This is a genomic window from Chondromyces crocatus (assembly GCF_001189295.1).
Classification (GTDB): domain Bacteria; phylum Myxococcota_A; class Polyangia; order Polyangiales; family Polyangiaceae; genus Chondromyces; species Chondromyces crocatus.
In genome coordinates this window covers 513,744-540,443 of record NZ_CP012159.1, presented here as the reverse complement: position 1 = coordinate 540,443, position 26,700 = coordinate 513,744, and the positions used below count along the sequence as shown (strand labels likewise).

The 26,700-nt window shown below is 69.4% G+C and carries 22 protein-coding genes; 8 read left to right on the top strand and 14 right to left on the bottom strand.

The window, feature by feature from the left end:
• Positions 1–478 precede the first annotated feature (478 nt).
• On the bottom strand, positions 479–2,284 hold the full coding sequence (locus CMC5_RS02030) for an ABC transporter substrate-binding protein (RefSeq protein WP_050428830.1): 1,806 nt from the start codon (positions 2,282–2,284) through the stop codon (positions 479–481).
• Between the two features lie 158 nt (positions 2,285–2,442).
• On the opposite strand from CMC5_RS02030, the gene CMC5_RS02025 reads away from it, so the two are divergent.
• The 3 genes from CMC5_RS02025 to sdhB are packed head-to-tail and all read left to right on the top strand — an operon-like array spanning position 2,443 to position 6,117.
• Positions 2,443–3,174, top strand: a complete 732-nt coding sequence (locus CMC5_RS02025) for a succinate dehydrogenase/fumarate reductase transmembrane subunit (protein WP_050435658.1) — start codon at positions 2,443–2,445, stop codon at positions 3,172–3,174.
• A 46-nt stretch (positions 3,175–3,220) separates the two neighbouring features.
• Entirely contained in the window at positions 3,221–5,248 is a 2,028-nt protein-coding gene (gene sdhA, locus CMC5_RS02020) for a succinate dehydrogenase flavoprotein subunit (RefSeq protein ID WP_050428829.1), read from the top strand.
• Positions 5,245–6,117 carry a succinate dehydrogenase iron-sulfur subunit gene (sdhB, locus tag CMC5_RS02015; protein WP_050428828.1) on the top strand — a complete coding sequence of 291 codons (873 nt, stop codon included), beginning with the start codon at positions 5,245–5,247 and terminating at the stop codon, positions 6,115–6,117. Before sdhA ends, sdhB begins: the two co-directional genes overlap by 4 nt.
• 86 nt (positions 6,118–6,203) lie before the next feature.
• Here sdhB and CMC5_RS43890 read toward each other — a convergent pair whose 3' ends face one another.
• The 6 genes from CMC5_RS43890 to CMC5_RS01985 form a co-directional block, all read right to left on the bottom strand.
• The gene (locus tag CMC5_RS43890; protein WP_050428827.1) at positions 6,204–6,812 is read right to left on the bottom strand and encodes a hypothetical protein; all 609 of its coding nucleotides are present in this window, start codon (positions 6,810–6,812) and stop codon (positions 6,204–6,206) included.
• Between the two features lie 28 nt (positions 6,813–6,840).
• Positions 6,841–7,722, bottom strand: coding sequence for a branched-chain amino acid ABC transporter permease (locus tag CMC5_RS02005; RefSeq protein ID WP_050428826.1), 882 nt, complete (start codon positions 7,720–7,722; stop codon positions 6,841–6,843).
• Between the two features lie 24 nt (positions 7,723–7,746).
• The gene (locus CMC5_RS02000) at positions 7,747–8,925 is read right to left on the bottom strand and encodes an ABC transporter substrate-binding protein (RefSeq protein ID WP_245678238.1); all 1,179 of its coding nucleotides are present in this window, start codon (positions 8,923–8,925) and stop codon (positions 7,747–7,749) included.
• A 142-nt stretch (positions 8,926–9,067) separates the two neighbouring features.
• A complete protein-coding gene (locus CMC5_RS01995; protein ID WP_050428824.1) occupies positions 9,068–9,820 on the bottom strand; it encodes a TlyA family RNA methyltransferase in 753 nt (250 codons plus the stop codon).
• Positions 9,817–10,722, bottom strand: coding sequence for an ABC transporter substrate-binding protein (locus tag CMC5_RS01990; RefSeq protein WP_050428823.1), 906 nt, complete (start codon positions 10,720–10,722; stop codon positions 9,817–9,819). The genes CMC5_RS01995 and CMC5_RS01990 overlap by 4 nt, the downstream gene beginning before the upstream one ends.
• A gap of 7 nt (positions 10,723–10,729) precedes the next feature.
• Positions 10,730–11,908 (bottom strand): S1 family peptidase, encoded by a 1,179-nt coding sequence (locus CMC5_RS01985; RefSeq protein WP_218920219.1) that lies wholly within the window; start codon positions 11,906–11,908, stop codon positions 10,730–10,732.
• A gap of 261 nt (positions 11,909–12,169) precedes the next feature.
• On the opposite strand from CMC5_RS01985, the gene CMC5_RS01980 reads away from it, so the two are divergent.
• The 5 genes from CMC5_RS01980 to CMC5_RS01960 all read left to right on the top strand — a co-directional run bounded on the left by CMC5_RS01980 (position 12,170) and on the right by CMC5_RS01960 (position 20,033).
• Positions 12,170–14,584: a DNA internalization-related competence protein ComEC/Rec2 gene (locus tag CMC5_RS01980; protein WP_050428821.1), complete on the top strand. Its 2,415-nt coding sequence runs from the start codon at positions 12,170–12,172 to the stop codon at positions 14,582–14,584.
• Between the two features lie 215 nt (positions 14,585–14,799).
• Positions 14,800–16,329, top strand: a complete 1,530-nt coding sequence (locus CMC5_RS01975) for a B12-binding domain-containing radical SAM protein (RefSeq protein WP_050428820.1) — start codon at positions 14,800–14,802, stop codon at positions 16,327–16,329.
• Between the two features lie 47 nt (positions 16,330–16,376).
• The gene (locus CMC5_RS01970; RefSeq protein ID WP_050428819.1) at positions 16,377–18,614 is read left to right on the top strand and encodes an FG-GAP repeat domain-containing protein; all 2,238 of its coding nucleotides are present in this window, start codon (positions 16,377–16,379) and stop codon (positions 18,612–18,614) included.
• A 51-nt stretch (positions 18,615–18,665) separates the two neighbouring features.
• Positions 18,666–19,316, top strand: coding sequence for a TlpA family protein disulfide reductase (locus tag CMC5_RS01965; protein ID WP_050428818.1), 651 nt, complete (start codon positions 18,666–18,668; stop codon positions 19,314–19,316).
• 51 nt (positions 19,317–19,367) lie between these two features.
• Positions 19,368–20,033: a GbsR/MarR family transcriptional regulator gene (locus CMC5_RS01960; RefSeq protein ID WP_050428817.1), complete on the top strand. Its 666-nt coding sequence runs from the start codon at positions 19,368–19,370 to the stop codon at positions 20,031–20,033.
• 18 nt (positions 20,034–20,051) lie between these two features.
• On the opposite strand, the gene CMC5_RS01955 is transcribed toward CMC5_RS01960, so the two are convergent.
• From CMC5_RS01955 to CMC5_RS01925, 7 genes are all read right to left on the bottom strand, one after another.
• Positions 20,052–20,834, bottom strand: coding sequence for an FHA domain-containing protein (locus tag CMC5_RS01955; protein WP_156338047.1), 783 nt, complete (start codon positions 20,832–20,834; stop codon positions 20,052–20,054).
• A gap of 429 nt (positions 20,835–21,263) precedes the next feature.
• Positions 21,264–21,899: a signal peptidase I gene (gene lepB / locus CMC5_RS01950; protein ID WP_050428815.1), complete on the bottom strand. Its 636-nt coding sequence runs from the start codon at positions 21,897–21,899 to the stop codon at positions 21,264–21,266.
• 170 nt (positions 21,900–22,069) lie between these two features.
• Entirely contained in the window at positions 22,070–22,867 is a 798-nt protein-coding gene (locus CMC5_RS01945) for a trypsin-like serine peptidase (RefSeq protein WP_050435657.1), read from the bottom strand.
• Positions 22,868–23,136: 269 nt separating this feature from the next.
• Complete coding sequence (locus CMC5_RS01940) at positions 23,137–23,679, bottom strand: hypothetical protein (protein ID WP_050435656.1); 543 nt, start codon at positions 23,677–23,679, stop codon at positions 23,137–23,139.
• Between the two features lie 264 nt (positions 23,680–23,943).
• Positions 23,944–25,098, bottom strand: coding sequence for a glutamate 5-kinase (proB, locus tag CMC5_RS01935; protein ID WP_050428814.1), 1,155 nt, complete (start codon positions 25,096–25,098; stop codon positions 23,944–23,946).
• Positions 25,091–25,729, bottom strand: coding sequence for a hypothetical protein (locus tag CMC5_RS01930; protein ID WP_050435655.1), 639 nt, complete (start codon positions 25,727–25,729; stop codon positions 25,091–25,093). The genes proB and CMC5_RS01930 overlap by 8 nt, the downstream gene beginning before the upstream one ends.
• 25 nt (positions 25,730–25,754) lie before the next feature.
• Positions 25,755–26,684, bottom strand: a complete 930-nt coding sequence (locus CMC5_RS01925; protein WP_050435654.1) for an ABC transporter ATP-binding protein — start codon at positions 26,682–26,684, stop codon at positions 25,755–25,757.
• Positions 26,685–26,700: the final 16 nt, after the last annotated feature.

The window sequence follows — 26,700 nt, the reverse complement described above, 5'->3', positions numbered from 1 at the left end:
ATTGCAGCGGGCCTCCCGGAGATTGCAGCGGGCCTCCCGGAGATTGCAGCGAGCCTCCTGGAGATTGCAGCGAGCCTCCCGGAGATTGCAGCGAGCCTCCCGGAGATTGCAGCGGGCCTCCCGGAGATTGCAGCGAGCCTCCTGGAGATTGCAGCGGGCCTCCCGGAGTTTGCAGCGGGCCTCCTGGAGATTGCAGCGGGCCTCCCGGAGTTTGCAGCGAGCCTCCTGGAGTTTGCAGCGGGCCTCCCGGGGTTTGCAGCGGGCCTCCCGGGGTTTGCAGCCGGCTTCCCGGAGTTTGCAGCGAGCCTCCCGGGGTTCAGGAAAGCGGTGTTGGTCGTGGGGATGTCTCCAGGTGGCTCAGCGCTGGAGGTCGGTCGGGGAGCGGCCGGTTCACGAGAGACGGAGGCTCGGGTCGTCAACGGGCCTCCGGCTCCTTCCCCGCGTTTCATTGGTCCCCTCGGGGGCCCCGCCCGCCGCCTCAGCGCTGCGTGCCCGTCGTCTCCCGCGTCTGCAGCTCGCGCGACAAACGCTGCGCTCCCCCGAAACCGGGTGCTGCCGTCGTCCACAGCGAAGCCTTGGCCTCTGCGAGCCGATCTCGAACCGACCGCCGACGTGCTTTCACTTCGCCTGGATCTTCCGTCTCACGGTTCGGCAGGCCCAGCACGCCAGCTTGCGCCAGCAGCGCTGCGTCACGCCCGAGCGCCGCCCACCAGCCGGGGACTCCGGTCTGCACCCGCGACCATTCGATCAAGGCGTCGGCGTCGGCATCGAACGGGAACTGCCCCGCTACCGCATGGATGGCGTGCGGGGTCGCTGCGTACGCTGCCTCCAGCCCGAAGGCGACCTCCAGGCGCAGGCCGTTCGTCGCTTGCAGGGCGCGCTCCGCGCAGCCCACGTCCCCGTTCAAGGCCAGGCCACGCACCGATGCCATCCGGAACGTCCGCTCCTCCATCGAGCCGTCGCAGGAGAGCGCGACCGTGACGCCCGAGGGGCGCGCCGCCGAGCCCAGGTTCGACGCTTCGTCCACCAGGGCGATAGGCCGCGCCCCGCGCGCTCCCAGTGCCGCGGTCAGGCCTTCCGAGACCCGGCCTGGCTCTTCCCCCACCACGAACACGAACGGGCCGACCACCGCGCCTGGATCGGGAGGATGCAGGAGCAGCACCGGGATCTCGTGCGTCCGCGCGAACGAGGCGGCCGCCGTCGCTTGACCCCGATCCACCCCCGTCACCAGGACGGCGGCTCCTTCACCCACGAGCGCGGTCAGCGCTTCGTCCGTTCGATCCGCTTCGTCCAGCGCGCCGTCGTCCCGGCTCACCAGCTGCGCCGGCTGCGTCTGCGGCTTCGGCGCTCCCGTCGAGCGCAGCAGCCCGAGCCCGAACGACACGCCGGCCGCCATCTGTGCCCCTCGCCGTCGGGCCTCTGCGGTGCGCACCGACAGCAGCAGCCCCACGGTCGGGGCGCCCACCCGGGCGATGGTCGCGCCACCGGCGAGCTGGGCGATGCGATCCCCCATCGCGCCGAGCAAGGGGCCGGAGGATTGCAGCAGTTCCTTCGCGAGGCGTACGTCCCGCTTCTCGAGTGCCACCGCCGCCAGGCGCTCTGCGAGCGCTGCGCGCAAGAGCCGCTGTGATTCTGCCAGATCTTCCTGCTGCTCGGCCTGACGCTTGCGCAGCGCGCGCTCCAGCTCCTCGGCGGGGATGCGCGGGAGGAGGGCCGCGATGCGGTTGCTCACGTTCGTGCGTTCGCCCTCGCCTGCCTCGTGCAGCCAGACGTCGGCGAGATCGATCGCGGCTTCCCAGCGCCCCGCTTCGGTGGCCGCGTTCACGACCTCCCAGTTGAGCATCCGGCTCACGTAGTCATCGATGATCTTTCCGACGAGTGGCCGCAGCGTCGTGTAGGCCTCTGCCGGTCGGCCGCGGCGCCGGCTCGCGGCTCCCTGGATCACCTGCGCCAGGTCGCGGGTCACGCCAGGGGGGCCGCTGCGCACCCGCGCGGAGAGGGTCTCGGCGCGCGGGATGTCGTCGGTGTCGAGGGCGATCCAGGCGAGGTGGGCGTCGATCACGCGCGCCAGTTCGTCGCTTGGATACCGCGCGCGCAGGGCTTTGAGTTCACCCTCCAGCCCGGCGCGCTCGCGTCGCGTTGCGCCTGCGAAGCGCAGCAAGAGCTGACGCAGTTCGGTCTGGGCCGGGATCGACACGCTCAGGATGGGGGAAGGGAGTTCTCCCTCCTTGCCGGAGCCACCACAGGCGATCGCGGCCGCACCGAGGCCCAGACCCAGGAACACGCCCCAGCAAACACCGAGAAAACTGCGTGGGCCCTTCACCTTGACGTCTCCGCCACCATCCCATACACCGGCCGCGCCCGCCCGATGGGGGGTCCGGTGTGCTGCGCGGAGGCGCCGCGCGTCGCCCCGGCTCCCAGGAACCACGAGCCGAGGTCAGCGTGTCCGAGGTAGCGCCCGCGAAGTCGCTCTTTCATCCGAGCCGCCGACACTTCCTGCTCCGCAAGCTCCACTCGCTCAGCGGGGTGGTCCCGGTGGGCGGCTTTCTGGTGTTCCACCTCTGGACGAACGCGAAGGCGCTGCAAGGGCAGGAAGCGTACGACAGGGCGGTCGCCGACATCGGACGCATGCCGTACGTGCCGGTGCTGGAGATCGGTCTCATCATCCTTCCGCTCGCGTTTCACGCTCTCTACGGCGTCAAGCTCGCCTTCGAGGGCAAGTCCAACGTGGGCAAGTATCCCTACGCCCGCAACTGGATGTACACCCTGCAGCGGGTGACGGGCATCGTCGCATTCCTCTTCGTCGGCTTCCACCTGTGGGAGTACTGGGGGCCGAAGTGGCTCGGGCGGATGGCTCCGGAGCAGTTCTACCCCGCCCTCTCCGCCAATCTGTCGTCCATGGTCGGTCCGGTTCCGCTGATCGGGCTCATCTACCTGGTCGGCATCGCGGCGAGCGTCTTCCACTTCGCGAATGGTCTCTGGGGGTTCTGTTTCTCCTGGGGGATCACCGTCTCCCGGCGAGCGCAGGCCACCGCGGCGTGGGTGTTCGGCGTCCTCGGGCTGCTCCTCTTTTTGCTCGGGGCCAACACGGCGATCTACTTCTCGACGGGCTCCCGGCTCTTCGGCTCGGCGTCCCTCGGCGCGCGTACGGGCGTCGACGTGCCCACGCCCTGATTCCCACCAGGCCGCGACGCCGCGGCGTCACACGACGGGTTCGACCATGGCCGCGAAGAACATGATCAAGCGTGAGGGGGGAAAGATCCGGCGGGTGGTGGTCGTCGGTGGCGGGCTCGCCGGGCTGATGACCACCATCAAGCTCTGCGAGGCCGGGGTTCCGGTCGATCTCGTCTCTCTCGTTCCGGTGAAGCGCTCGCACTCGGCGTGTGCGCAGGGCGGGATCAACGCTTCGGTCAACACCAAGGGCGAAGGGGACAGCGCGCAGATTCATCTCGAAGAGACGGCCTACGGGGGGGATTTCCTCGCGAACCAGCCTCCGGTCAAGGGCATGGCCGACGCGGCTCCGGGCATCGTGCACATGCTCGACCGGATGGGTGTCCCCTTCAACCGGACCCCGGAGGGGTTGCTCGATTTCCGCCGCTTCGGGGGCACGCTCTACCACCGCACCGCCTTCGCGGGCGCGACCACGGGCCAGCAGCTGCTCTACGCGCTCGACGAGCAGGTGCGCCGTTACGAGGTCGTCGACGTCAAAGACGAGCTGGGCGTGGGGATTCCAGGCGAGAGGATGGTGCGCAAGTTCGAGCACTGGGATTTTCTCGGCGCCGTGCTCGATGAGGCTGGCACCTGTGTCGGCTGTGTCGCGCAGGATCTCAAGTCGATGCAGATCCGGGCCTTCACCGGGGATGCGGTGGTCCTCGCGACGGGAGGCTGCGGCATGCTCTTCGGTCGGTCGACGATGAGCGTGATCTGCACGGGGACTGCGGCTTCGGCCGTGTACCAGCAGGGGGCCGTCTACGCGAACGGTGAGTTCATCCAGGTCCACCCGACGGCCATCCCGGGGGCGGACAAGCTGCGGTTGATCTCGGAGAGCGCGCGCGGGGAAGGGGGGCGTGTCTGGGTGCCGAAGGATGTCCGGGATCGCCGCGATCCGAAGGAGATCCCCGAGCGCGAGCGCGACTACATCCTGGAGCGGATGTACCCGGGCTACGGCAACCTCGTTCCCCGCGACATTGCTTCCCGCGCGATCTTCAAGACCTGTTTCCACGAACGGCGCGGTGTCTTCAGCCCAGACACGGGGCGCAATGAACTCGAGGTCTACCTGGACCTGACCCACAAGGACGAGAAGTTCCTGCGGGATCGTCTGGCTGGCGTGCTGGAGATCTACGAGAAGTTCGCGGGCGTCGATCCGTACAGGAACCCGATGCGGGTCTTTCCGGCCGTGCACTATTCGATGGGCGGTCTCTGGGTCGATTTCGAGGCGGATGCGAGCGGGTCGCTGAAGGTGGGATCGCCCAGGAACCAGGCGACCAGCATTCCCGGTCTCTATGCGGTCGGCGAGGTGGAGTACCAGTATCACGGAGCGAATCGACTCGGTGCCAACTCGCTCCTCTCGTGCCTCTATGCGGGGATGGTCGCCGGGCCTGCGGTGGCGAGCTACCGGAAGGGCCTGCGCCGCAGTGCGTTCGATGTTCCGCGTTCCGTCTTCGAGGAGGCGGAGAGGCGTCACGAGGCGACGTACCAGCGCATCCTCACGCAGAACCGGATGGAGAAGCACAGCGAGGGGGACATCGAGAACGCTTACCGTCTGCATGCAGACCTGGGCGAACTCATGCTCCGCGACTGCACCATCGAGCGTGACAATGGGCTCCTGTCCGGCGTGCTCGCCGAACTCGGTGAGATGGAGGAGCGGGTGAAGCGGGTGCGCTGCACCGACGCCGCGCCGCGGGTGAACCAGGGGGCGCCGTTCGTGCGTCACCTGGAGAACATGATCGTGCTGGCGCGGGTGGTGGCCGAGGGGGCGATGCGGCGGGACGAGTCCCGGGGTGCGCACTTCAAGCCGGATTTTCCGCAGCGGAATGACGCGGAGTGGCTGCGCACCACGCTGGTGCAGCACGCCGGGCCGGGCGAGGTGCGCTTCGTGCGGTCCTTCGATTACGTTTGCGCTGGTGAGAGGGTGCACGTGACGGATGCGGTGGATACCTCGCTGGTGGTACCCCGGGAGCGCCGCTACGAGCACGCCGGCGCGGCGAGCGCGAAGAGCACGGCGGAGCAGGAGGGGGCGTCGTCATGACGGACGCGAGCGAGGCGAGCGGAGAGCGGGCGGCGAAGCGCGGGGCCGGGAGGAAGGGCAGGGCCGGCGCGGCGTCCGCGAGCGAGCACGCCGACGCACCGCAGGGGAGCGGGCGGGTGGTGCATCTCCGCATCCGGCGGCAGGATGCGCCGGATCGGCCCGAGACGGGCCGCTGGGAGGAGTTCAAGGTCGCCTACCTGCCGCGCATGAACGTGATCAGTGCGCTCCAGCAGATCCAGAAGGACCCGCGCACGGCGGATGGCCAGGAGGTCGCGCCGGTGGTCTGGGAGGCGGTGTGTCTGGAGGAGGTCTGCGGTGCATGCACGATGGTGGTGAACGGGCGGGTGCGTCAGGCCTGCTCGACGCTGGTCGATGCCCTCGCGCCGAAGGGTGAGGTGATCACCATCGAGCCCATGTCGAAGTTCCCGCTGGTGCGGGATCTGATCGTCGATCGCGGTCGGATGTTCGAGGACATGAAGCGGGTCCACGCGTGGATCGACATCGATGGGACGCACGAGATTGGCCCTGGTCCGCGTGAGTCACCGGAAGCACAGCAGGAGCGCTACCCGCTCTCGCGCTGCATGACGTGCGGCTGCTGTGTCGAGGCGTGCCCGCAGTACGGGCCTTCGAACGACTTCGTGGGTGCGTTCGCGATCAGCCTGGTGCGCCTCTACAACCTGCATCCGACGGGCAAGCTGCAGAAGACCGCTCGGCTGGAGTCGGTGATGGGGGAGGGCGGTGTGACCGACTGCGGCAAGTCGCAGAACTGCGTGGAGGTGTGCCCGAAAGAGATTCCGCTCGTGGACTCGATCGCGTCGGTGTCCCGCGATGCGACCAAGCACCTCTTGTTCGGCTGGCTTTTGAAGTAGGCGAGCTGTTACCGAGCGCGCGCTCGGTCTCGGTTCACCTCGGCGCTACGGGGCCTCGGAGCACGCCGAGACCCGCGCTTTCGCCATCACGGGCCGAGGCCGCCGCCGACACCGACGCCGACACCGACACCGACGCCGACGCCGACACCCATGCCGGGCGCTCCCACCCCCGGATAGCCCATGCCGGGCATGTAGCGTGGTCCCGAGCGCTCCACCGCGCGGATGCGCAGGCCGATGAGGTGGGTGACCAGCGTGCAGGCCTGGTGGGTGTACAGGTTGACGTTGCAGCCCATCCAGACGCCGAACGCGAAGCGCTCGCCTTCGTCGTCGTAGCGGATCACCACCCCCGTCTGTGCGACGGAGAGCCACGCGGTCTTCTCTTCCGGGAGTGAGGCGTGCAAGGCCCCCACCCGGCCGAGATCGGCGTCACCAGGGCCGACGACCCGGCCATCCGGCTCGAGGAGCGCAAGCGGTTCGCCTTCGAGATCGTAGAACCGACCCCCGCGGTCGAGGGTGAACTCGTGCTGCCCGTTCAGCAGGATGCGGCCGTCGGGCAGGATGTCCACCGCGCCGGACCCGAGCACCCACCGGGCGCGCGGGAGGTCGAGGAGCGCTCCGCCGCGCGCCCAGTTCGCGGGCGGACCGGCGCTGCAGCCCAGCGCCAGCGCGAAGAGACCCAGGGCGAGCGGCTTCATCCCGCAAGCATAGCGCCTCTCCGGGCGACTACACCTTCTCGGTGCCCGGCTTGCCCAGGAGGCCCGTCGGACGCACCAGGAGCACGACGATCAGCGCGGCGAAGACCAGGACATCCTGGAGGCCGGAATACGGTGTCAGCTTGGTCAGCTCGCCGATGACGCCGATGAGGAGGCCGCCGAGCATCGCGCCGGTGATGTTGCCGATGCCCCCGATGACGGCGGCGACGAAGGCGCGGGTCCCGATGACCACGCCGGCGGTGGGGTAGACGGGCGACTGGTCGAGGCAGAAGAGCACGGCGCCGATGGCAGCGAGCATCGAGCCCGTGACGAAGGTGATGGCGATGACCCGGTGGGTCTTGATGCCCATGAGCCGCGCGGCTTCCGGGTTCATGCTGATGGCGCGCATGGCCTTGCCCATCCAGGTGCGTTTCACGAGGAGTTCGAGGCCGATCATCACCACGAGGGCGGTGACGAAGATGATCTTGCGGGTGTGCTCGATGGGCAGGAGCTGGGGGTAGTTGCGGTAGCGCGCCGTGAACAGGAGCTGGGCGACGTTCTGCAGGAGCACGCTCATCCCGAGGGCGGTGACGAGCGGCGTGATGCGCGTGTTCGACAGGCCCCGGCCGCGCTTGCGGAGCGGGGCGTAGGCGATCCGCTCGACGAGGACGCCGAGGACGCCGGCGAAGGCCATGGCGCACAGGATGCCGCCGACGCCGGCGACGAGGGGGGCGTCGGCGCCACCGAACGCCGTGATGGCGAACAGGCCGATGAAGGCGCTCATCATGAACACCTCGCTGTGCGCGAAGTTGATGAGCTTGAGGATGCCGTAGACCATCGTGTAGCCGAGGGCGATGAGGGCGATCATCGACCCCTGCGCGATCCCGGTGACCAGGGCGCTCAAGATCTTCATGGGGCTCTCGGGGAGGGGGCCGGGCTAGGGCTGTGCGGGGGCGTTGGTGCCGACGGCGCTGTGGAAGGTGAACTGCTTGTTCTTGATCTGGACGACGACGATCGGCTTGTCGGCGTTGCGCTCGCTGTCGATGTTGATGGTCCCGGTCGCGCCCTGGAAGCCCTTGGTCTCCGCGATCGCGTCGCGGACGGCTTCGGGCGTGTCGGCCTTGGCGCGGCCGATGGCGTCGGCGAGGAGACGGGTGGCGTCGTAGGCCATGGCAGCGATGGCGGAGGGGGTCCTGCCGCCGTAGCGCGCCTTGTACTTCTCGACGAAGTCCTTGGAGTTGGGCCAGGGGACGTCGGGGGCGAAGTGGCTGGTGAAGTAGGCGCCTTCCATCTCTTCGCCAGCGTCGCGCACCAGTTCGAGCGCGTCCCAGCCGTCGCCGCCCATGAACATGCTGCCGGGGACACCGGCGGCCTTGGCCTGGCGGGCGATGGGGGCCATCGCGTTGTAGTAGATGGGGGCGTAGATGATCTCGGGGTTGGCCGACTTGATCTCGTTGATGTAGGTCGTGAAGTTCGTCTCTTTCTTGAGGAACTTCTTCTCGATCACGATCTCGGCGCCGAGCTTCTTCGCCTCGTCGCGGAACTCGGTGGCGAGGCCCGAGGAGTAGAGGTCGTCGGAGGCGAAGAGGAGCGCGATCTTCTTCTTCTTCAGCTCGTTCACGACGAAGCGAGCGCCCATGCGGCCCTGCACGTCGTCGGTGAAGCAGGCGCGGAAGACGAAGGGGCGATCTTTCGTGACGTCCGGGTGCGTCGACGAGGGGGTGATCATCGGGATCTTCTTCTTGTTGGCGACGATTCCGCCGGCGCGTGAGCGCGCGGAGGCGACCTCGCCGAGGATCGCGATCACGTGGTCCCGGTCGATGAGCTGGAGGACTTTGTTGGTCGCCTCTTCGGGCTTCGATTTGTCGTCCTCGAAGAGGATCTTGATCGGCTTGCCCTTCGGGCCGCCGGCCTTGTTGATCTCCTCGACGGCGAGCTCGATGCCTTCCTTGCTGTCCGTGCCGAAGGCGGTGTCTTCGCCGGAGAGGCTCACGTAGGCGCCGACCTTCCACTCGGACGCGTTCGCGGCGCTACGACCCGATCCGGCGCCGTCCGCGCCGCCCTTGTTCGAACACCCGAGCGACAAGGCGCTGATCGCAATTCCACTCGCGATCATGTGCATCCAACGACGACGTCCGAGCATCTCCCCTCTTCCCCTTCGGGGGCGCCGTGCTCGGCGACCCACCGTTCGGTCCGGCGCCCGAAGGCGACGAGAATTCCTTGGTGTAGCCAGCGTTTACCACCAAGGGCCGGGGCCGTCAGCCCCCATCCCGGCGCCGGGCGTACAGGAAGCGCTCCAGATTGCCCTTGGGGCCACGCAGTGCGCTGTCTTCCTCGGCGAGGACGTCGAACTTTGCGGCTTCGACGTCGTGGCGCGCCGTGGCGACGGCTTCGAGGCGCGTGGCCTCGTCGCGGATGACGCCGCGACCCCGGGCGACGGCGCGGCGTCCTGCTTCGAACTGGGGCTTGATCAGGGCCACCAGCTCACCGCCGGGCCGCAGCAAGGTGGCGATGGCGTCGATGAGCTTGCCGATGCCGATGAACGATGCGTCGACGACGACCAGGTCGATCGGGGCGCCCAGGTCTTCGGGGCGGAGGTCGCGTGCGTTGACGCGCTCGCGCACGTCGACCCTCGGATCGGTGCGCAAGCTGGCGGCGAGCTGGCCGTAGCCGACGTCGACGGCGACCACGCGCGCGGCGCCGCGCTGGAGCAGGCAGTCGGTGAACCCGCCCGTGGAGGCACCGACGTCGAGGCAGAACTTTCCCTCCACGGTGAGGCCGACCGCGGTGAACGCGGCGATCGCATGATCGAGCTTTTCACCACCCCGGGAGACGAAGCGCGGCCCGGGCGCCACGAAGAGGGGGGTGTCGCCGGGCAGGAGGGTGCCGGGTTTGTCGATGCGCTGGCTCGCCGTGGTGACGCGCCCGGCCATGATCAGCGCCTGGGCTTGCGTTCGTGAGGCAGCGAGCCCGGAAGAGACGAGGAGGGCGTCGGCGCGCGCGCGGGTCATGGAGCTTCCTCGGGCAAGGCGGGGAGAGCGAGGGCATCTCCGTGAACGGCGCGTGCCACCGCGGCGAGGCCGTCGCAGATGCGCGGGCCAGGGCGGAGCGCGGTGGCGCTGTCGAGCACACGGATGTGTCCTTCTCGCATGGCGCGGAGTTCACGGAAACCAGGGGTGTCGCGTAGCGCGAGCAGCCGCGAGGGACCAGGGGCTCCCTCGTGGACCTCGGTGGCGTCGAGGAGGACCTCTGGATCCAGCGCCAGGAGCGCCTCGATGCTCAGTGTCGGGTACGGGCCGCCGCGGGTGATCACGTTCTCCCCACCCACGCGGCGGAGCAGCTCGTCCGGGAAGCCGCCCGGGCCCGCGGCGACGAGGGGTCCGGCGTCGAAGAGGAGGGCGACGCGCACCCGAGGGCGTCCTTGCGCGGCGGCTTCGACCGCCTCGCAGCGGGTGTGCATCCGGGCGACGGTGCGCGTTGCTGCGGGCTCGACCCCGAGACGCTGGCCGAGATCCAGGAGCATCTGCTCGATCTGGGCGATGGACTCGGTCTCGGGGAAGAAGGTGGCGACGCCGTGGGCGCGGAGCGTCTCTTCGAGGGCGGGACCCGCCGGACCCCGAGCGCCAACGACGAGGGTGGGCTGCAGCGCGAGGATCGCCTCCACGTTCGGATCGGCATACCCGCCGACCGCCGGAAGACGCTTCGCCTCCGCAGGGGAGTCGCAGTAACGCGACCGGCCGACGAGCGCTGGACCCGCGCCGAGGGAGAAGACCGCCTCGGTGGTGCTCGGAGACAGGGAGACCACGCGAGGGGCCCCGCCGGGCGTGGTTGCGGCTTCCTCCTTGCGCTTGCCGCAGGCGGCGAGCGCGAAGGAAGCGAGGGCGAGGAGGGTCGAACGGCGGCTCTGGATCAAGCGACCATCAGCAGGCGCGTCGGCGCCGGAGCAGGGCGAGCGCGCCGACTGCTCCGCTCACGATCCAGGGAATCGGCTTGGTGGGGTCTTCCCCGGGCGATCCGACGCTGCAGAGCGCACCGCTGCTCTGTGCACTGGCGTCCTCGTCGCTGCGCGGGGTGGCCGACCTGGCGCAGAAGGCCTCCTCGCTCTCGGCGTCGGTGGCCGTCTTGCAGGTGTAGCCGCTCGGGCATGCAGCCAGTTCCGTGCAAGGCCGAGAGCAGTAGCCGTCGTGGCAGATGCCGCCAGCGCACGTTTCGTCGGATGAGCAGCTCGCTCCGGTGGGCGCCTCGTAGACGGGGTTGGTGGGGGTGCCCCGCGTCCATGGCGGTGCTTCGTAGCCCGCGAGCCCTGCGGCGTGGACGGTCTTCTCTTTCAGCCAGTCTGCCCAGGCGAACACGTGGGCGTAGATCGGGAGTTCGCATTCTGCGGCCCCCCGGGACGCGACCCCCACCACCCGGCCTGCGGCGTCGATGGCCGGTCCACCGGAGTCGCCCTGGCAGATGCCCGCGTCCCCCTGCCACTCCGCCGGGGTTGCGTAGAACGCGGGGCACGCCTCGGCGACGCAGGTGACGGTCAGCCCATCGCGCTGTCGTCGCGAGCCTGCGCCCGAGCCGAAGTCGTCCGTCGCACCGTATCCGAGCGCCGTGTACTGCTCGTTCTTCACGAGGGACTCGTCGACGCGCGGGGTGACGGGGACCGCCTCCTCTGCCGTGAGGGGTCGGTCCAGGACGAGGATCGCCACGTCGTCACCACAGACCTGGATGCGCCCCTCGGGCACGAGCACGTCACGCACGGCGACGTAGTCCTCCATCTCGTCGGAGAGGGAGGGCCGGGTCGTGACGAAGAACTGGCCCGGGCGGTAGGGCGCGCCGAACGTCGTGCGCCCGCAGGCAACCCCGCCGTTGACGTCGTTCTCGATGTCCGCGACGCAGTGCTGCGCGGTGAGCACGACGTTGGGGGCGATCAGCGTGCCGGTGCAGAGCGCGCTGTCCCGCTCGAAGAGTGCGAGGATCCCCACGATGGCGGGGTGCTCGTTCGTCTCGTAGCCGCCTCGAATTCCCTGGGACGACTCGCCGATCGACGGATCCTGCGTCGTGTCGTCGACGGCCTCGCCGACGCACCCGGCGAGGGACGCGGCGGCCATGAAGCAAAGGAAGGGACTGAGGGAGCGAGCGTTCTGCAAAAGTCCTCCACGGAGCAGCGCAGGCATGAAGCAGCGCCTGGCGTCGGGCGATTCTAGGGGGATGTCGGTGTCCGCGCACGCGCTTCCAGCCCGGCACCCGACGGTACGACGGTGTCGCGTGGGTCGTTGGCCGTCATGGCGCCGCCATGGATGCCGGCTCACGCTCACCGCACGATTCTGCCGCTACTTCGGTCGGCACGTTCGCTGCTGTTGCCTCGTGGAATGGCTGACCCCGTCCTGCTCGTCGGGCTCGCGCTCGCCAGCGGTGCCGCGCTGGCGCTGGCTCCCTTGCCCGCGGCCGTGGCTGCTGCGCTGTGCTGGCTCGCGTTGCGTTGGCGCGCCTCGCGCTGGTCGCTCGCAGCGGTGCTCCTCGCGCTCGTGTTCTCGGGCCTGCGTGCGCGCGCCGCGCTGGACGAGGCGGCAGCGCACTACGCTTGGACTGCTTCGCTGTTGAGCCCTCCGGCGCGCTGTGAGGTCAGAGGCGTGGTGATCGCGCCCCCGGTGCTGGTGGGGGAGTGGCATCGCAGCGCGGATGAGCCACCATCGGCGCGCATCGATGTTGCGCTGAGCGGAGGGAGCTGCGGCGACCGACCGCTGACGGAGCTCTTGCGGGTGCGTCTCTATGGCGCCCCGCTCGAGCTTTCTCGTGGAGACCAGGTGTCACTGGTCGTCGACCTCGCTCCCGTCCATCTTTTCCGGAACGAGGAGCTGCGCGACGCCCTCGCCGGGATTGCCCGGACGAGGATCACGGCGAGCGGGTCGGTGGTGGCGCTGGAGGTCGATGAGCGCGGTGACGGCGTGGGCGCCAGGATCGATCGCGCACGTGCAGCGGTCCGCGCTCGGATCCTTGCCACCTACCACCCGGACGCGGCGGCGCTCGGGCGCGCCCTCGTCCTTGGAGAGACGGATCTCGATCCGGATGACGAGACCGCGTTCCGTGACAGCGGGCTGGCGCATCTCCTCGCGGTCTCCGGGACTCACCTGGTCCTGGCCGTGGCAGGGCTGGCTGCCGTGTTGCGCGCGGTCCTGGTCCGGATCGAGTCCCTCGCGGCGCGCGTCGACATCGGTCGGCTCACCGCGACTCTCTGCATCCCCGCTGCCTGGCTGTATGCAGATTTTGCGGGCGGTGGTGGGTCGGCGATCCGCGCTGCCGCGATGCTGAGCTGCGCGATGCTGGCCCGCACGCTCGCTCTGCGGCCGGCGCCTGTCCGGTGTCTGGCGTGGTCGCTGGTCGGGGGAGGGCTGGCCGATCCGCTGGTTGCTTGTGATCTTTCCTTCTCTCTCTCCGCAGCGGCGACGGCTGGGTTGATCGCCTTGAACCGACCGCTCTCCGCCTTCCTCGTGCGCGGCCCGTGGTTGCTCAGGAAGCTGCTCTCGGCCGTGTCCACCACCCTCGCAGCGATGCTCGGCTGTACCCCGCTGCTCCTGTTGCAGGGAGGCAGCTTCCCGCTCCTGGGGATCGCCGCGAACGTGGTGGCGGCCCCGGTGGGCGAGCTGGCGGCGTTGCCGTTCTGTCTGGCGCACGCGGTGCTTCCCTGGGCCCCCGATGTGGAGCGAGGCACGGCGTGGGTGGGGTCGGGCGCTCTGCTCGTGGTGCGCGCGGTAGCCCGCGCCACGGCCCGCGTGGACATGGTGCTTCCTGCGCTCGACCCTTCACCCGCGCAGATGGCGGTGCTGGTGGTGGTCATCGTCTCCACCTGGGCCGTTCATGCCCGGTGGAAACGCTGGCTCACCTTGGTGCTCGGTGTTGCAGGGTGGCTCCTGCTCGAGATTCTGGCGGTCCAGGGGGGAGCTCCCCGCGCGCGGCTCCGGGTGACCATGCTCGACATCGGTCAGGGGGACGCGATCCTGGTGGATCTGCCGGAAGGCGGGACATTGCTCGTCGATGGCGGTGGCTTCATCGGGAGCCCGGTGGACCCTGGCGCGAGGGTGATCCGTCCGGTGCTCCGCGCAAGACGTCGCGACCGCGTGGATGTGGTGGTCCTCTCCCATCCCCACCCGGACCATTTCGGTGGGTTGCCGGCGGCGCTTTCGGGCGTGCAGGTCGGCGAGCTGTGGGACACGGGACAGGGCGAGAGCGAAGGTGCGGGGCCAGTCTATGCGGCCTTGCTGGAGCAGCTTCGAGGGCGCGGTGTGGTGGTGCACCGACCGGACTCGCTCTGCGGTCCACCGAAGCACCTCTTCGGCGCGACCGTCGAGGTCCTCGCCCCTTGCCCTGGGGTCGACACGGCGCGGAGCGCGAACGACAACTCGTTCGTGCTGAGGATCCAGTATGGCGCGCGCGCCGTGCTGCTCGTGGGGGACACGGAGCACGAGGCCGAGGACGTGCTGATCCAGCGTCACGGGGCGGGGCTACGGGCCGATCTGCTGAAGGTGGGTCACCACGGCAGCCGGAGTTCGACCCGCGCTCCCTTCCTGGACGCGGTGCGCCCGTCGCTTGCGGCCATCTCTTGCGGGGTGCGCAACCGGTTCGGTCACCCTCACCCGGAGACCAGGGCGGCGCTTGCGGCGGCGGGCGTCGAGGTGGTGCGCACCGACCGGGGCGGGGCGATCGTCTGGGAGACGGACGGAAGCACCGTCTGGGTGCGTCGGCCCGGCGCTCTCTCCGCGCGCCATCCACCGCGCGATGCCCGGTGATGCGTGCCTCATCGCACGCTTCCTCGCGTGCCTCATCGCCTCGCGCAGTCTTCGACCTCTCCAGGTCCTGGGTCCGCCTCCTCGCGTGCCGTGCTGGCGGGGAGAACCGCAGCGTCTGCGAAGCGAGCCGACGCGCGCGGAGCGTCGGGTGACACACGGTGGAAATCCAAGGCGCGGCTTGCACCGCAACGCCCGATGGAGGACCCTCCGCCCCGATGGCCCGTTCGAGCCCCCTGGTCAGCGCGATCCGGCGCCGGCTCGCCACCGAGATCGGTCGCATGGACAAGCATGCGCCCTTCCAGATCGCGCTGGCTTACCCATCTCCCTACAACGCCGGGATGAGCTCGCTGGGCTATCTCCAGATCTACAAGGCGATCCAGTCCGAGCCCGGCATGAGCTGCGAGCGCGCCTTCCTCCCGGACGACGAGCACGGAAGGGAGAAGCCGCTCACCTACGAGGGTCTCCGGCCCCTCGGCGACTTCCCCGTCATCGCCCTGTCGGTCGCTTACGAGCTGGAGCTGGCCGGTGTGGTGCGCCTGCTCGACGCCGCTGGCATCCCCGCGCTGCGCGAGGAGCGCGATCGGCGGCAGCCATTCATCATCGCCGGTGGCCCCCTCACGTTCTCCAACCCGCTGCCCCTCGCGCCGTTCGTGGACGCCATCATCATGGGCGAGGCGGACACCCTGGCCATCGACGTGCTCCGGGTCCTGCGTGACGCCACCTCCCGCGAGGACGCGCTCGACACCCTCGCGCAGATGCCGCACGTTTTCGTCCCGGAGCGGCATCCCGGCGGCGGCTGGCTCCCCACGGTGGCCCAGTGTGACGATGCGCTGCTCCCGGCGTGGGCGCCGATCCGCACGCCGGAGGCGGAGCTGTCGAACATGTTTCTGGTCGAGACCGAGCGTGGCTGCTCGCGCGGGTGTGCATACTGCGTGATGCGGCGCTCGACCAACGGTGGCATGCGCATCGTGCCCAAGGAGAGGATCCTCTCCCTGATCCCGGAGGACGCCAGGCGGGTCGGCCTGGTCGGCGCTGCGGTCAGCGATCATCCGAAGATCGTGGAGATCGTCCGTACGCTCGCCGAGCGTGGTTGCGAGGTCGGGCTGAGCAGCCTCCGCCCCGATCGGCTCAACGATGATTTCGTGGGCGCGCTGAAGCTGGCTGGCTACCGCACCCTGACCACGGCCATGGACGGGACGAGCGAACGGGTCCGCGAGTCGCTCGAGCGCCGCGCGAGGATCCGTCACCTCGAGCGGGCCGCGGAGCTGGCGCGCAAGCACGGCATGGCGCGGCTCAAGCTCTACTTGATGGTCGGCGTCCCCGGGGAGACCGACGCCGACATCGATGAGTGCGTCGAGTTCGTGACGGCGCTGTCACGGGTCAACCCGATCGCGCTGGGCATCGCGCCCTTTTGCCCGAAGCGCAACACGCCCCTGTCCGACGCCTCGTTCGCGGGGATCTCCGTCGTCGAGGCGCGGCTGGAGCGACTGCGACGGGGGCTACGCGGTCGCGCCGAGGTGCGCGCGACGAGCGCGCGCTGGGCCTGGGTGGAGGCCGTGCTCGCCAAGGGCGGCGAACCGGAAGGGCGCGCGGTGATGGAGGCGGCGCGAGCGGGAGGCGCATTCCGCGCGTGGCAGCGAGCATTCGCTGCACTGGAATCCGCGTCGACGGGATCGGAGGCCGCGCCGAAAAAGCGGCGCAGTCTTCCGCTGGCCGCGTCGAGCGCGGCGGCGTCTCGTCCTTGACGTCGCACCCGATCGCCGGTGTCCTCGGAGGTTACGAGGTGTAGTGCATGCGGCAGAAGGCATGGATCATCGGTGGCTTGCTCGCCATGGGCGCCATGGGTGGTTGCTCGGGGTGCGGAGAGGACGACAGCGCGAGCGGCGCCGCAGGACACGGCGGTGGTCATCAAGGCGGGGCAGGCCAGGGGGGCGAGGGCGCTGTGGGGCCTGGCGGTCAGGGTGGAGGCCTTCTGCCGGGCTGCCCCTCCGGGATCGTCTGTGGGGCAGGTGAGTGCTGCGCTGGCGGCGAAGAGTGTGTCGTCAACACGTGCCGCCCGACGTGTGCGTCCAGCGTCCGGTGCGGTCCCGATCTCTCGGTCTGCTGCTCCCAGGGCGAGTACTGCGTGGCTGGCGGCTGCGTTCCGCCGGGCAACCCGTGCGTCGAATGGGCCGATTGCGAAGAGGACGAGTTCTGCGAGCCGACCATCGGCGCCTGCCTCCCGCAGCCCGACGGCGAGCCGCTGTGCGAGTACAAGCCCCCCGTCGGGCCCCTCACCCCGACGCTGGAGTGGTCCTGGACCGACAGCCCGATCTTCCCGACGTACTACCAGGTCATCAACATGCCGGTGGTGGTCGACCTGGAGAAGGACGGCACCCCCGACGTGGTCATCGTCACCTCGACGGGCTACTCGACGGGCGGCATCGCCTACCTGCGCGCGTTGAACGGCCGTGACGGCGTCGAGAAGTGGGACGCGACTGCCGGCGTCTACCAGGCAGGCAACGAGGTCGCCCCGCGGGTGACGCCAGCGGCGGCCGACATCGATGGCGACGGCTACGTGGAGATCATCGCCGGCCGTCGAGGGGGTGGCCTCATCGCCTTCGAGCACGACGGCACCTTCAAGTGGCGCTCGACCCTGGCCGGCGGCATGACCCCGTGGTCGACGGTCCTCGAGTCGGCGACCATCGCCATCGCGGATCTGGAGGGCGACGGCACCGTGGAGATCGTCGTCGGAGGCGTGATCTTCAACGCCGATGGCACGCTCCGCTCCGACGGTGGGGTGTTCTTCGGGGCCAATGGCAACAACTACGGCGCCGTCAGCATCATCGCCGATCTCGACGGCGCGATGCCGCAAGAGGTGGTGAGCGGTCGCCGCGCCCTGCGCGCGGATGGCTCGACCTACTGGGACAACGGGCTGTCGGATGGCTACCCGGCCATCGCGGATCTCGATCTCGATGGCACCCCGGAGCTCGTCGTCATCTCTGCGGGGACCGTGCGGGTGCAGAGCCCGACCACGGGCCTCGTGCTCGCTCAGGCGGCGATGCCTGGCAGCGGGCTCGCAGGGCCCCCGACCATCGCCGACTTCGACGCCGACGGCGTGCCGGAGATCGCCTCCGCGAACGGCACCGCCTACGCCGTCTTCGAGTACAGCGCGAACCCTCCGGCGCTGACGCTGAAGTGGCAGCAAGCCACGCAGGATCAGTCGTCCAACCGCACCGGGTCGAGCGTGTTCGACTTCCAGGGCGATGGGGTCGCCGAGGTCGTCTACAACGACGAGTGCTTCTTCCGCGTCTACACCGGCATCGATGGCACCGTGCTCTACCAGGTCCCGAATTCGTCGGCGACCATCCACGAGTACCCGGTCGTGGTCGACGTCGACGGTGACAACAACACCGAGGTCGTGCTCGCCGCCAACGACGCGAACCACCAGAACAACTCGATGTGCCCGACGTATGCGTCCCTGGGCGCGACCCCGCGGCACGGCGTCTTCGTTTACGGTGACGCGGGCGACAACTGGGTCCGCACCCGCCGGGTGTGGAACCAGCATGCGTACCACATCACCAACGTCAACGCGGACGGCTCGGTCCCCTCGCCCGAGCCGGCGAGCTGGATCGGGCCGCAAGGCCTGAACAACTACCGCCAGTCCAGCCAGGGCGCTGGCGTGTTCAACGCGCCCGACCTGCAGGTGAGCCTGGAGGCCTCCCTCGCGCAGTGCCCCGCGGCGGTCGTGCTGCGCGCCTTCGTGCAGAACCAGGGCAGCCTGGGCGTGCCGCCCGGTGTGAAGGTACGCTTCTACCAGGGGGTCGACGACAGCGGCACCTTCGTCGGGGAAGCGCAGACCACGACGGCCCTCCTGCCTGGGCAGTACGAGCTCGTGACCATGACCTTCACCGTCACGAGCGCCGCCCAGGGCCTGTCCTTCTTCGTCGAAGTGGACAAGCCCGACATGGGCCAGGACGCCTTCAACGAGTGCCTCGAGGACAACAACACCGCGAGGCTCGACGGCGTCACCTGCCCGGCCGTGCAATAGCGCGGTCCGCGCAGTAGTCACCGCGGGAGCCGCGCGCTACCCTGCTCCCGCGTGAAGCCCGCGAAGATTCTGCAGCTCGTCTTCATCCTCGGCGCCGCGATCGTGATCTTCGGATTCGTTCGTGCCGCGAAGATCGATCACCGAAGGACATCGTGCACGGCGCTCTGTGCGCTCAAACCTACCTACGCGGGCCAGAACCGCATCGCGCCCGACTTCGAGCTGCCGGACATGAATGGCAGGAAGGTTCGCCTCTCCTCCTTGCGGGGAAAGACCGTCTTCCTCAATTTCTGGACGAAGACCTGCGCGCCCTGTCTCGAAGAGATGCCCGCGCTGGCCGATCTGGCGCGGGTCTCCAGGCACCGGAACGATTTCGTGGTGCTGACCGTCTCGACCGACGAAGGGCCTGACGCGGTGCGCGATGCCCTCAAGGTGGCCCTCGGCGGCGAGCCGCCCTTCCCCGTGCTCTTCGATCCGGAGTCCGCCGTCGTCGCAGACCGCTACGGGACCAAGCTCTTCCCCGAGACCTGGATCATCGATCCGGAGGGCATCATCCGGGCGCGCTTCGATGGCCCCCGTGACTGGGCTGGCGCGCTCGCCGTGGATGTCGGCGCGACGGTGTCACGCCCTGGATCTTGCCCGGTGGAGTTCTTCAAAGGCGCCCCGCGCGGACAGTTCGCTACGGTGTGCGAAGACGAGAGCTGATCCTGCCGACCGCTTGGCGTAGCGACCAAACCTCGATATGCATGGTCGCGCATGGCATCCCGTAAGCAGCGCGTAGACGACGGTCCCAGCGACGAAGAACGGATCAACGCGGCGCGGCAGGCCTTGCTCGAAGGCGTCGGCGCCGAGGTTGCAGCCTCGTTCCCCGGGATCACCCGGCTCGGGGGCCAGCTCATCGCGGCCCTGTACCTCGCCGACATCCCCCTCTCGATGGAGCAGCTCAGCGTCGAGCTGGGGCGCTCCAAGAGCAACGTGTTCGGCAACCTCCGCGGGCTGGAGGCTGCGGGGATCATCGAGCGGCGCCGAGAGCACGGTGCGCGCTTCGACACCTTCGCCCTCCGCGGCAAGTACCCCGATGTGATCATCGGCGCCTACGTGAGCCGCTTGCGCCGCGTCGTTCAGGACAAGCGCGCACTCTCGCGGCGCGCGCTGAACTTGCTCGGGGAAGCGCGCGGCGCCGAGGCCGAGGCGCTTCGCAGCCGACTCGGGGATCTCACCCGCAAGTACGACCTCTTCGCCGACCTGATGGAGCGCCTCTTGCCAAAGATCGACGGACCCGTCGATCTCGAGGCCCTGCTCGCGAAGATCCCCGACCCCGTGCTCCAGGCCTTCACCGCCGCCGCGAGTGCAGCGTGGGCCGCTGGCGAGGCGCTCGCGGTCGCGGCGCGCCTCGGCAAGCGCTCTGCGCGAACGCCGTAGCGCGAGACGGCGCGCGCCTCAGTTCGTGTTCATCTCCACGCGGAGCAGCTTGCGGCCGACGAACAGGTAGTCGCCGTGCTGGAGTTCGCGCTCGGCCTTGATCCGCACGTAGGTCCCGTTGCGGCTGTTGAGATCGGTCAGGCTGAACTTGCCGCCGTGCTCGTCGATGCGGCAGTGCGACGCCGACATGTAGAGATCGACGGGGAAGTTCAGGTCGCCGCCTTCGCGCCCGATCTGCAGCGAGCTCCCACGCGCGCACACGGTCATGCCGATCGCACCGCCTTGCAGGATCTGCGTCAGCCGGAAGGGGCTCGGGTGCTTGGGGGACGAGTAGAAGTAGGTGCCGTCCGTGTCCTGCCCGTCCGAGGCGCGGGGCGTCGGGTCGAGTCGAAACACCTGCTCTCCTGCGAGGAAGGTGTCGCCCGGCGTGATGTCCACCGTCCCCCGCACGCGGATGTACACGCCGTTCAGCGAGCCCTCGTCGCGAACGACGAGCTTCGCGTCGCGGTAGAAGAAGTTCGCGTGCTTCGGCGAGACGAACGGATCGTCGGGGAACACGATCTGACCATTGCGGCCGACGATGTGCTGCTCCGCCTTGAGGTGGTACGAGAGCCCGTCCATCCCCTCACCGCGGATCAGGATGAGCTTCGCCTTCGCCGGGTTCTGCATGTCCCCGAAGAAGAGCGTCTGCGCGTTGAGGATCTCGACCGGGACCGCGGTGCCACAGCGCCCGCAGAACTTGTGGCCTGTCGGGACCCCGCTCGAGCAGGAACGGCAGACGAAATTACGGGCTTGCTCCATGAGCTCCTCCTGAGAGAGATCGGCGAACTCGCTGCGAGGTGACTGTGCCTTCGCGTCATGCGCAGGCTGCTTACGGGGGACTTCCGTCTGTCCCGTTTCCTGCGGGTCGAAGCCGCTGCGGCTCGAGCGTTGAGGCGACGTGGTCCTGGACGCCCCCGTCGCCTGTGCGTTCTGGCGTTGAGGTGTGAACAGGGACAGATCGTTGGAACAGACCGGGCATCGCGTGGTGCTGATGGGGCTCCACGTGTCGCACTGGCCGCAAACGACGCCGATCTCGTGCTGCTGATGCTGCAACGGTTCCTCGGTCTCCGAGAGCCACGGTTCTAGACGTCCAGCCCGAGAACGGTCAAGCTTGGGCGTTCGGTGGCTCCAATTGTAGTTCTTGTTACATGAGTGGGACGGTGTTCCTCGTGCCGAAATTCCCACGGATCAACGCACGAAGGAAAATCGCCGGGCGGTATTTTCCCACCCCCCCTTCCCCCACAAGCGGAACACGATCTGCTGGCAGGTCGCCTGGGGCTGTGACCCGAAGTCGCGCGAGTCGTCGTGCAGGTTGCGGTTGTCGCTCAGCAGGAAGACCGTCCCTTCACGGACCTCGTGCCGGAGCTTGCGCTCGAGCGGACCTTTGGGGCTGTTGCCTCGGGTGTGCTTGCCCCCGCCCATCACCACCTCGTCGCAGCGGATCTCCACCTCGTTCCCCGTCGAGGGATGCTTGACGAACATCTTGGGCTCGGGGCAGACGCTCTCCGCATCGTAGCGGGTGCCGTTGACGGTGAGGCTGACGCCATCGACCTCGACCACGTCACCCCGGACGCCTGCGACGCGACCGATCACGTAACCCCCTCGGGCATCCGGGTCGGGACAGCGCGCGAGCTCCCCGAAGGTCGGGACGCCACGGGTCAGGGTCACGATCACGTCTCCGGAGGCCAGGGTCGGGGCGATGGAGGCATCGAGTACCGGATCCTCGGGGACCGTCCAGACGTCCAGGATCAGGGCGCGCAGGGCCAGCGCGATGATCGCCAGGATCCCCAGCGTCCATCCCAGACCTTTGAAGAGCTTCTGCATTGTACTTTCCGGCGCGGCGACGTCCGCCTGGCCTCGCGCGCTGAGAGCACGTGAGACTAGCGCACCCGGATGTCTCCTGACGATGGGAGCGTCATCGCAGAGACGCCGAGGCTCGAACGACGAAGGGCGTCACCCTCGTCCCGTCACCGCGGCGTCCTCGCTCGTGGGTCTTACCGGGCCGCGCAGCCACGGAAGGGGGGCAGCTCACTGGGGCTCGCCCCCCGCGCGATCTCCCGCGCTGCGGAGAACAGCTCGCGCCAGATGTCGAGCCGGGTGAAATGCGACGTGCCGACCGTGTTCTCGTCGGCGTCCATCACGCTGGCGGAGATCACCCCGACGACATCGGCTCGATCCTGGCTCAGCGCTGGGCCACCCGAGTCACCTGGACAGATCGAAGCGACGGCCACGAAGTGGGAGGGGGCGACCGCGTCCACGCCTCCGCCGATGCGCCTCACCCGCTGGATTCCATCAGGAGAGAGCGCGCATCGCCCGAAGCCGACGGGGATCACCTGCTCTCGCGACGCCGGTTCCTCTTCGAGCCTGGGGACCAGGGTCGGGATGCCAATGAGCCGACGCGACAGCACGAGGATCGCGATGTCCCCGTCTCCCGAGCTGTAGCCGCAGTCCGGCGAGACGATCTCCCGGACCTTCACTTCACCCCACGGCAGGTAGTCCCCCCCCAGCTCGACCGAGATCTGCTCTGGATCGACGTCACGCCGCAAGGTGCGCCCTTGATGGTCGCGCGCGGCGACGCAGTGGTGGGCGGTGAGGACCAGGTCTTCCGCGATGAGCGTGCCGGTGCAGGCGACCTCGCTCGCGATGCGTACGATCGCATCGTCGACATGGGCCAGCGCGATGGGCGGCTGGAACCGGAAGGGGCGCTCCTCCTGCTGCGTGTGCGCAGCGGGCATCGGTGGTGGCGTGTTCGTGGCGGCGCGCCCGCATCCCACCCCGGCGAGAGAGGACATGACGGCGACCCACAAAACGGCGAGAGCCCCGAGCGGCGAAGGCGCTGAGGCATCGGCATCGGACCGGCTCGGTTGCGGCTGTTCCACCCGGAGCGAACCCTCCCAGTCAGGTGAAGACGATCGCGGCCTCGCCCGGCGCCTGAAGCCACGGGCGAGATCTACAGGCTAGGTCAAAGCTCGAAGGCGCGCCATTGGACCGTGAAGAACGTGATGGCTTGGGTTTTATCGTCCCGATGGCGGCGATTGGTCCTCACGATGACATCCCCGCATCAGCGCATCGCCACCAGGGGGACCTGGCCAGCGCTGCGCTCGTATGCGGCCTCGATGCCGACCGGATCGTGCCGCGGATCCTCGATCCCTGCGGCGAGGGCCTCGCGAAGGAAGGCGACCTGACGGTACGTCTTCGCTGCGAGCCAGGCGGGGCAGGCGGCGCCGTCAGCGTCTGCATCTCCGAGCGCGCAACGCGTGTGGAGCTTCTCCGCCACGGCCAGCGCTTCGCGCAGTTGACCACGGCGAAGCAGGGCGCGGGCTTCCTGGTGGCTGACCTCTGGACGCACCCGAGCGTCACGTGGCGCCTTCTGGATCACGGCGGACGCCAGCCCTGGCTGGTCTCGCTCCAGATAGGCGGCGGCCAAGGCCGTGATGTTCTGGGCACTGGGGGTGTGCGCCGTCCGGGCTTCCAGCGCCGGGATGTCCCCCACACCGCCCCGCGAGGGGAGGACCTCCGCCGCCCGTAGACCCGGCCCGAACGCGGTCATCCAGGTGATCCCAGCAAGGACGCAGGCATTGGCGATGACGAACCCGAAGCGCATGTCCAGACCCTCCAGCAGCCACGCGACCGACACCGACCGTCGCGCGGGGTTCCGGGTTTCTCGGGGCAGGGAGAAAGAAAGTGGGAGCCTGTCCCACCTGAACTTCTGGGCGTGTGCAGGGCCCACGGCTCCTCCCTTCGGGTCGGCGAGGGGTTCCTGGTCGACGGGAGCCCTCGGTTCGGCGGGAGCCTTCTACTCGGCGGGAGCCCTCGGCTCGGCAGGAGCCTGCTACTCGGCGGGAGTCCTCGGCTCGGCAGGAGCCTGTCACTCGGCGGGAAGCACCACCAGGTCGTCCCGGTGCACGACGATATCGTCCTCGATGTCTGGCCGTTTCTTCCGGGCAATCCGTGCCGCATCGCTGGCAGAGAACCGGGCGAGCCCCCGCGCGATCTCCGTTCCATCCGGGTTGAGGATGGCGATGGCATCGCCGGGCAAGAAGGTCCCACGCACGCCGAGGACACCCACGGCGAGGATGCTCCGGTTGCTGGCGGTGATGGCGTCGGCGGCGCCCCGATCGACGAGGAGCGCACCACGAGGGCGGAGCGTGTAGGCGATCCAGTGCTTGCGCGCGCTGATGCGCTGAGGGACCGCGCCGAAGAGCGTCCCCTCCTCTTCGCCAGCGAGGACACGGGTGACGATCTGAGGTGCCTTCGCGGCAGCGATCACCACGTGCGCGCCGGCCAGGGTCGCGCGTCGCGCCGCCTCGACCTTGCTCGCCATCCCGCCCGTTCCCACCCCCGAGGTGGATTTGCCCGCCAGATGCCGCGCCTCCCGAGCCACACTGCGGACGAAGGAGACCCGCTGACCGCCGTCGTCGAGCAACCCCTCGACGTCGGAGAGCAGCAGCAACAGATCGGCGCCGACCAGCGGGGCGACCATGGCCGAGAGCTGATCGTTGTCACCGAAGCGGATCTCCTCGACCGCGACCGCATCGTTCTCGTTGATGATCGGCACGGCTCCCGCTTCGAGCAGCGCCTCGAGCGCCTCGCGGGCGTTGTTGGTGCGCGTCCGGTCGGCGAGGTCGGCGTGGGTCAGGAGGACCTGGGCCACCACCAGCCCCACCTTGCCGAAGGCCTCCTCGTACCGCTGCATCAGCACGCTCTGGCCAGCCGCCGCGGCAGCTTGCAGCCGCGCCATGTCCTTCGGGCGCGACTTGAAGCCCAGCTTGGTGACGCCGAGCGCGATGGCCCCGCTCGTCACCAGGACGACGCCGCGGCCGGCGCTCGCAGCGCGGCGCCCCGTGCCCTGGCGACCGCTGCGGAGCGCGCTCACTTCCGCTGCGAGCCGATCCCAGGCGTCCCCGGACAGGCTCTTCGAGCCGATCTTGATGACGACACGTTGGCAGCGGCGGAGCGCCGCGCGGATGGTCTGCTCGTCGGCGCCCTGGGCTGGCGCCGCGTGCTCCGCGTCATCAGTCACCGGTGGACGAGCTCCTCACGATGTCGTCGAACGCCGCGCTCAACCGGCGCTTCAGGTAGTCGGGCGCCGACGCGCTCCCGAGCAGCAGCGTGTCCACCCAGCGCGTGAACTCGTCCCGGAGATCCTCTCCTGCGGCAGGGAGCAACGCCGCGGCGGGGGTCAGGCTCGGGGACAGCGTCCGCGCGATCGCGCGGGTGATCAGCTCCCGGATCTTCCGCGCCTCGTCGGCATGGATCCGGATGGTCCCGGTGCGGCGAACGGTGGTGATGTAGCGGTCGAGCAGGTGCCCCAGCGCGTACACCTCGAGCCCGCGCACCGCCGCCGCGACCGAGCCGAGCGCGCGCAAGCGCCGGAGCAGCTCGAGCGCCACCGTCTCGGCGGCCTTGCGCAACGTCGCGTGACCCTCGCCTGGATCGGCCAGGATCTTCCGGGCGTCGGTGGTGAGGCTGAGGCCATGGCGGGAGACGATGTCGTGCACGATGGCTCCTCGCACGCGTGCGAGGAGACGAGCCGGCAGCACAGGGACAGGGACCGCGGCGGCGGCGACGGCGAAGCCGGTGAGGACGGCCAGGCGACCCTGCGGCGGTGTGATGGGAGAGGCGGCTGTGGCGACGGAGCTCTTGGTGACCATCGAGCCCACCGTACTACGCCGCGCGCTAGATGACCGGCACCATCTCCACGATCGGGGCGCGGACCTCGGCCGCGGCCTCGACGATCGCGCGGGTGGATGCCCCCTCGGGCAAACTCACCAGGAGCCGCCCTGCCCCGGCGCGGAGGGTGAGTCCTCTCGCAGAAAGCGCCTCCTGGAGTGACTCGGTTTGCCCTCGCACGACGAGCGCGAACAGCCGTCGTCCACCCGACGCGTCGGCGGGCGTACCAGCGAAGACCAGCTCCCCGGCCGAGAGCACCAGCAGATCACTCGCCCCGCCCACGAGCGCGCCGGTCGGCCCGGTCCGATCGAGTCTCCCCGTCGAGATCAGCGCGCGCCGCCCTCGGGTCGCCGCTGCGATCGCCGACAGCACGAACGCCGCGGCCATGCCGTCGAGGCCGGAGAGCGGATCCTCGAGCACGACCACCTCCGGTGACAGCACGATGGCAGCCGCCAGCATCATGGCGCGGCGCTCCGGCAGCGCCAGACCGTCCAGCCGCCGATGCCGTGCGTGCCCGAGGCCCACCAGCGTGAGCGATGCCGCCGCCGTGCCGCGCGCGACGAACGCCCCCGCGCCCCCGAGCCGCGCACTCCACGTCACATAGGCTTCAGCGGTCCACGCCGGCGGTAGCGGCGGATCCAGCGGCGCCACACCCATCACCGAAAGCTGCTCGGCGCGGCTCACGTCGCGACCCGCCAGCAGCAAGCTGCCCGCCACCACCCGCGCCTCCCCGGGCGCATCTCCAGGCGTGGCTTGCCCTCGCGGCATGAGCGGCATCCCCGACACCGCGGCGAACAAGGCCTGCGTATCGCCAGCGCAGAGAACCCGGTCGCCCCTGGCCACGAACGTGAGGCCCTCGAGCGCGACCACGTCATCGACCGAGACGCGCGCTCCGCGAGCTTCGAGCAGCGCGCTCGGCGTGGACAGCTGGATCACCGAGGTCACCGAGCGA

Excerpts from the sequence above, each read along its gene's own strand:
- CMC5_RS01980 (WP_050428821.1), top strand. The coding sequence starts at position 12,170 with ATGGCTGACCCCGTCCTGCTCGTCGGGCTCGCGCTCGCCAGCGGTGCC.
- CMC5_RS01995 (WP_050428824.1), bottom strand. The coding sequence starts at position 9,820 with ATGACCCGCGCGCGCGCCGACGCCCTCCTCGTCTCTTCCGGGCTCGCT.
- CMC5_RS01945 (WP_050435657.1), bottom strand. The coding sequence starts at position 22,867 with ATGTCCTCTCTCGCCGGGGTGGGATGCGGGCGCGCCGCCACGAACACG.
- CMC5_RS43890 (WP_050428827.1), bottom strand. The coding sequence starts at position 6,812 with ATGAAGCCGCTCGCCCTGGGTCTCTTCGCGCTGGCGCTGGGCTGCAGC.
- CMC5_RS01960 (WP_050428817.1), top strand. The coding sequence starts at position 19,368 with ATGGCATCCCGTAAGCAGCGCGTAGACGACGGTCCCAGCGACGAAGAA.
- CMC5_RS01985 (WP_218920219.1), bottom strand. The coding sequence starts at position 11,908 with ATGGCCGCCGCGTCCCTCGCCGGGTGCGTCGGCGAGGCCGTCGACGAC.
- CMC5_RS01955 (WP_156338047.1), bottom strand. The coding sequence starts at position 20,834 with ATGGAGCAAGCCCGTAATTTCGTCTGCCGTTCCTGCTCGAGCGGGGTC.
- sdhA (WP_050428829.1), top strand. The coding sequence starts at position 3,221 with ATGGCCGCGAAGAACATGATCAAGCGTGAGGGGGGAAAGATCCGGCGG.
- CMC5_RS02000 (WP_245678238.1), bottom strand. The coding sequence starts at position 8,925 with ATGATCGCGAGTGGAATTGCGATCAGCGCCTTGTCGCTCGGGTGTTCG.
- CMC5_RS01940 (WP_050435656.1), bottom strand. The coding sequence starts at position 23,679 with ATGCGCTTCGGGTTCGTCATCGCCAATGCCTGCGTCCTTGCTGGGATC.
- sdhB (WP_050428828.1), top strand. The coding sequence starts at position 5,245 with ATGACGGACGCGAGCGAGGCGAGCGGAGAGCGGGCGGCGAAGCGCGGG.
- CMC5_RS01930 (WP_050435655.1), bottom strand. The coding sequence starts at position 25,729 with ATGGTCACCAAGAGCTCCGTCGCCACAGCCGCCTCTCCCATCACACCG.
- CMC5_RS01975 (WP_050428820.1), top strand. The coding sequence starts at position 14,800 with ATGGCCCGTTCGAGCCCCCTGGTCAGCGCGATCCGGCGCCGGCTCGCC.
- lepB (WP_050428815.1), bottom strand. The coding sequence starts at position 21,899 with ATGCAGAAGCTCTTCAAAGGTCTGGGATGGACGCTGGGGATCCTGGCG.
- CMC5_RS02005 (WP_050428826.1), bottom strand. The coding sequence starts at position 7,722 with ATGAAGATCTTGAGCGCCCTGGTCACCGGGATCGCGCAGGGGTCGATG.
- CMC5_RS01970 (WP_050428819.1), top strand. The coding sequence starts at position 16,377 with ATGCGGCAGAAGGCATGGATCATCGGTGGCTTGCTCGCCATGGGCGCC.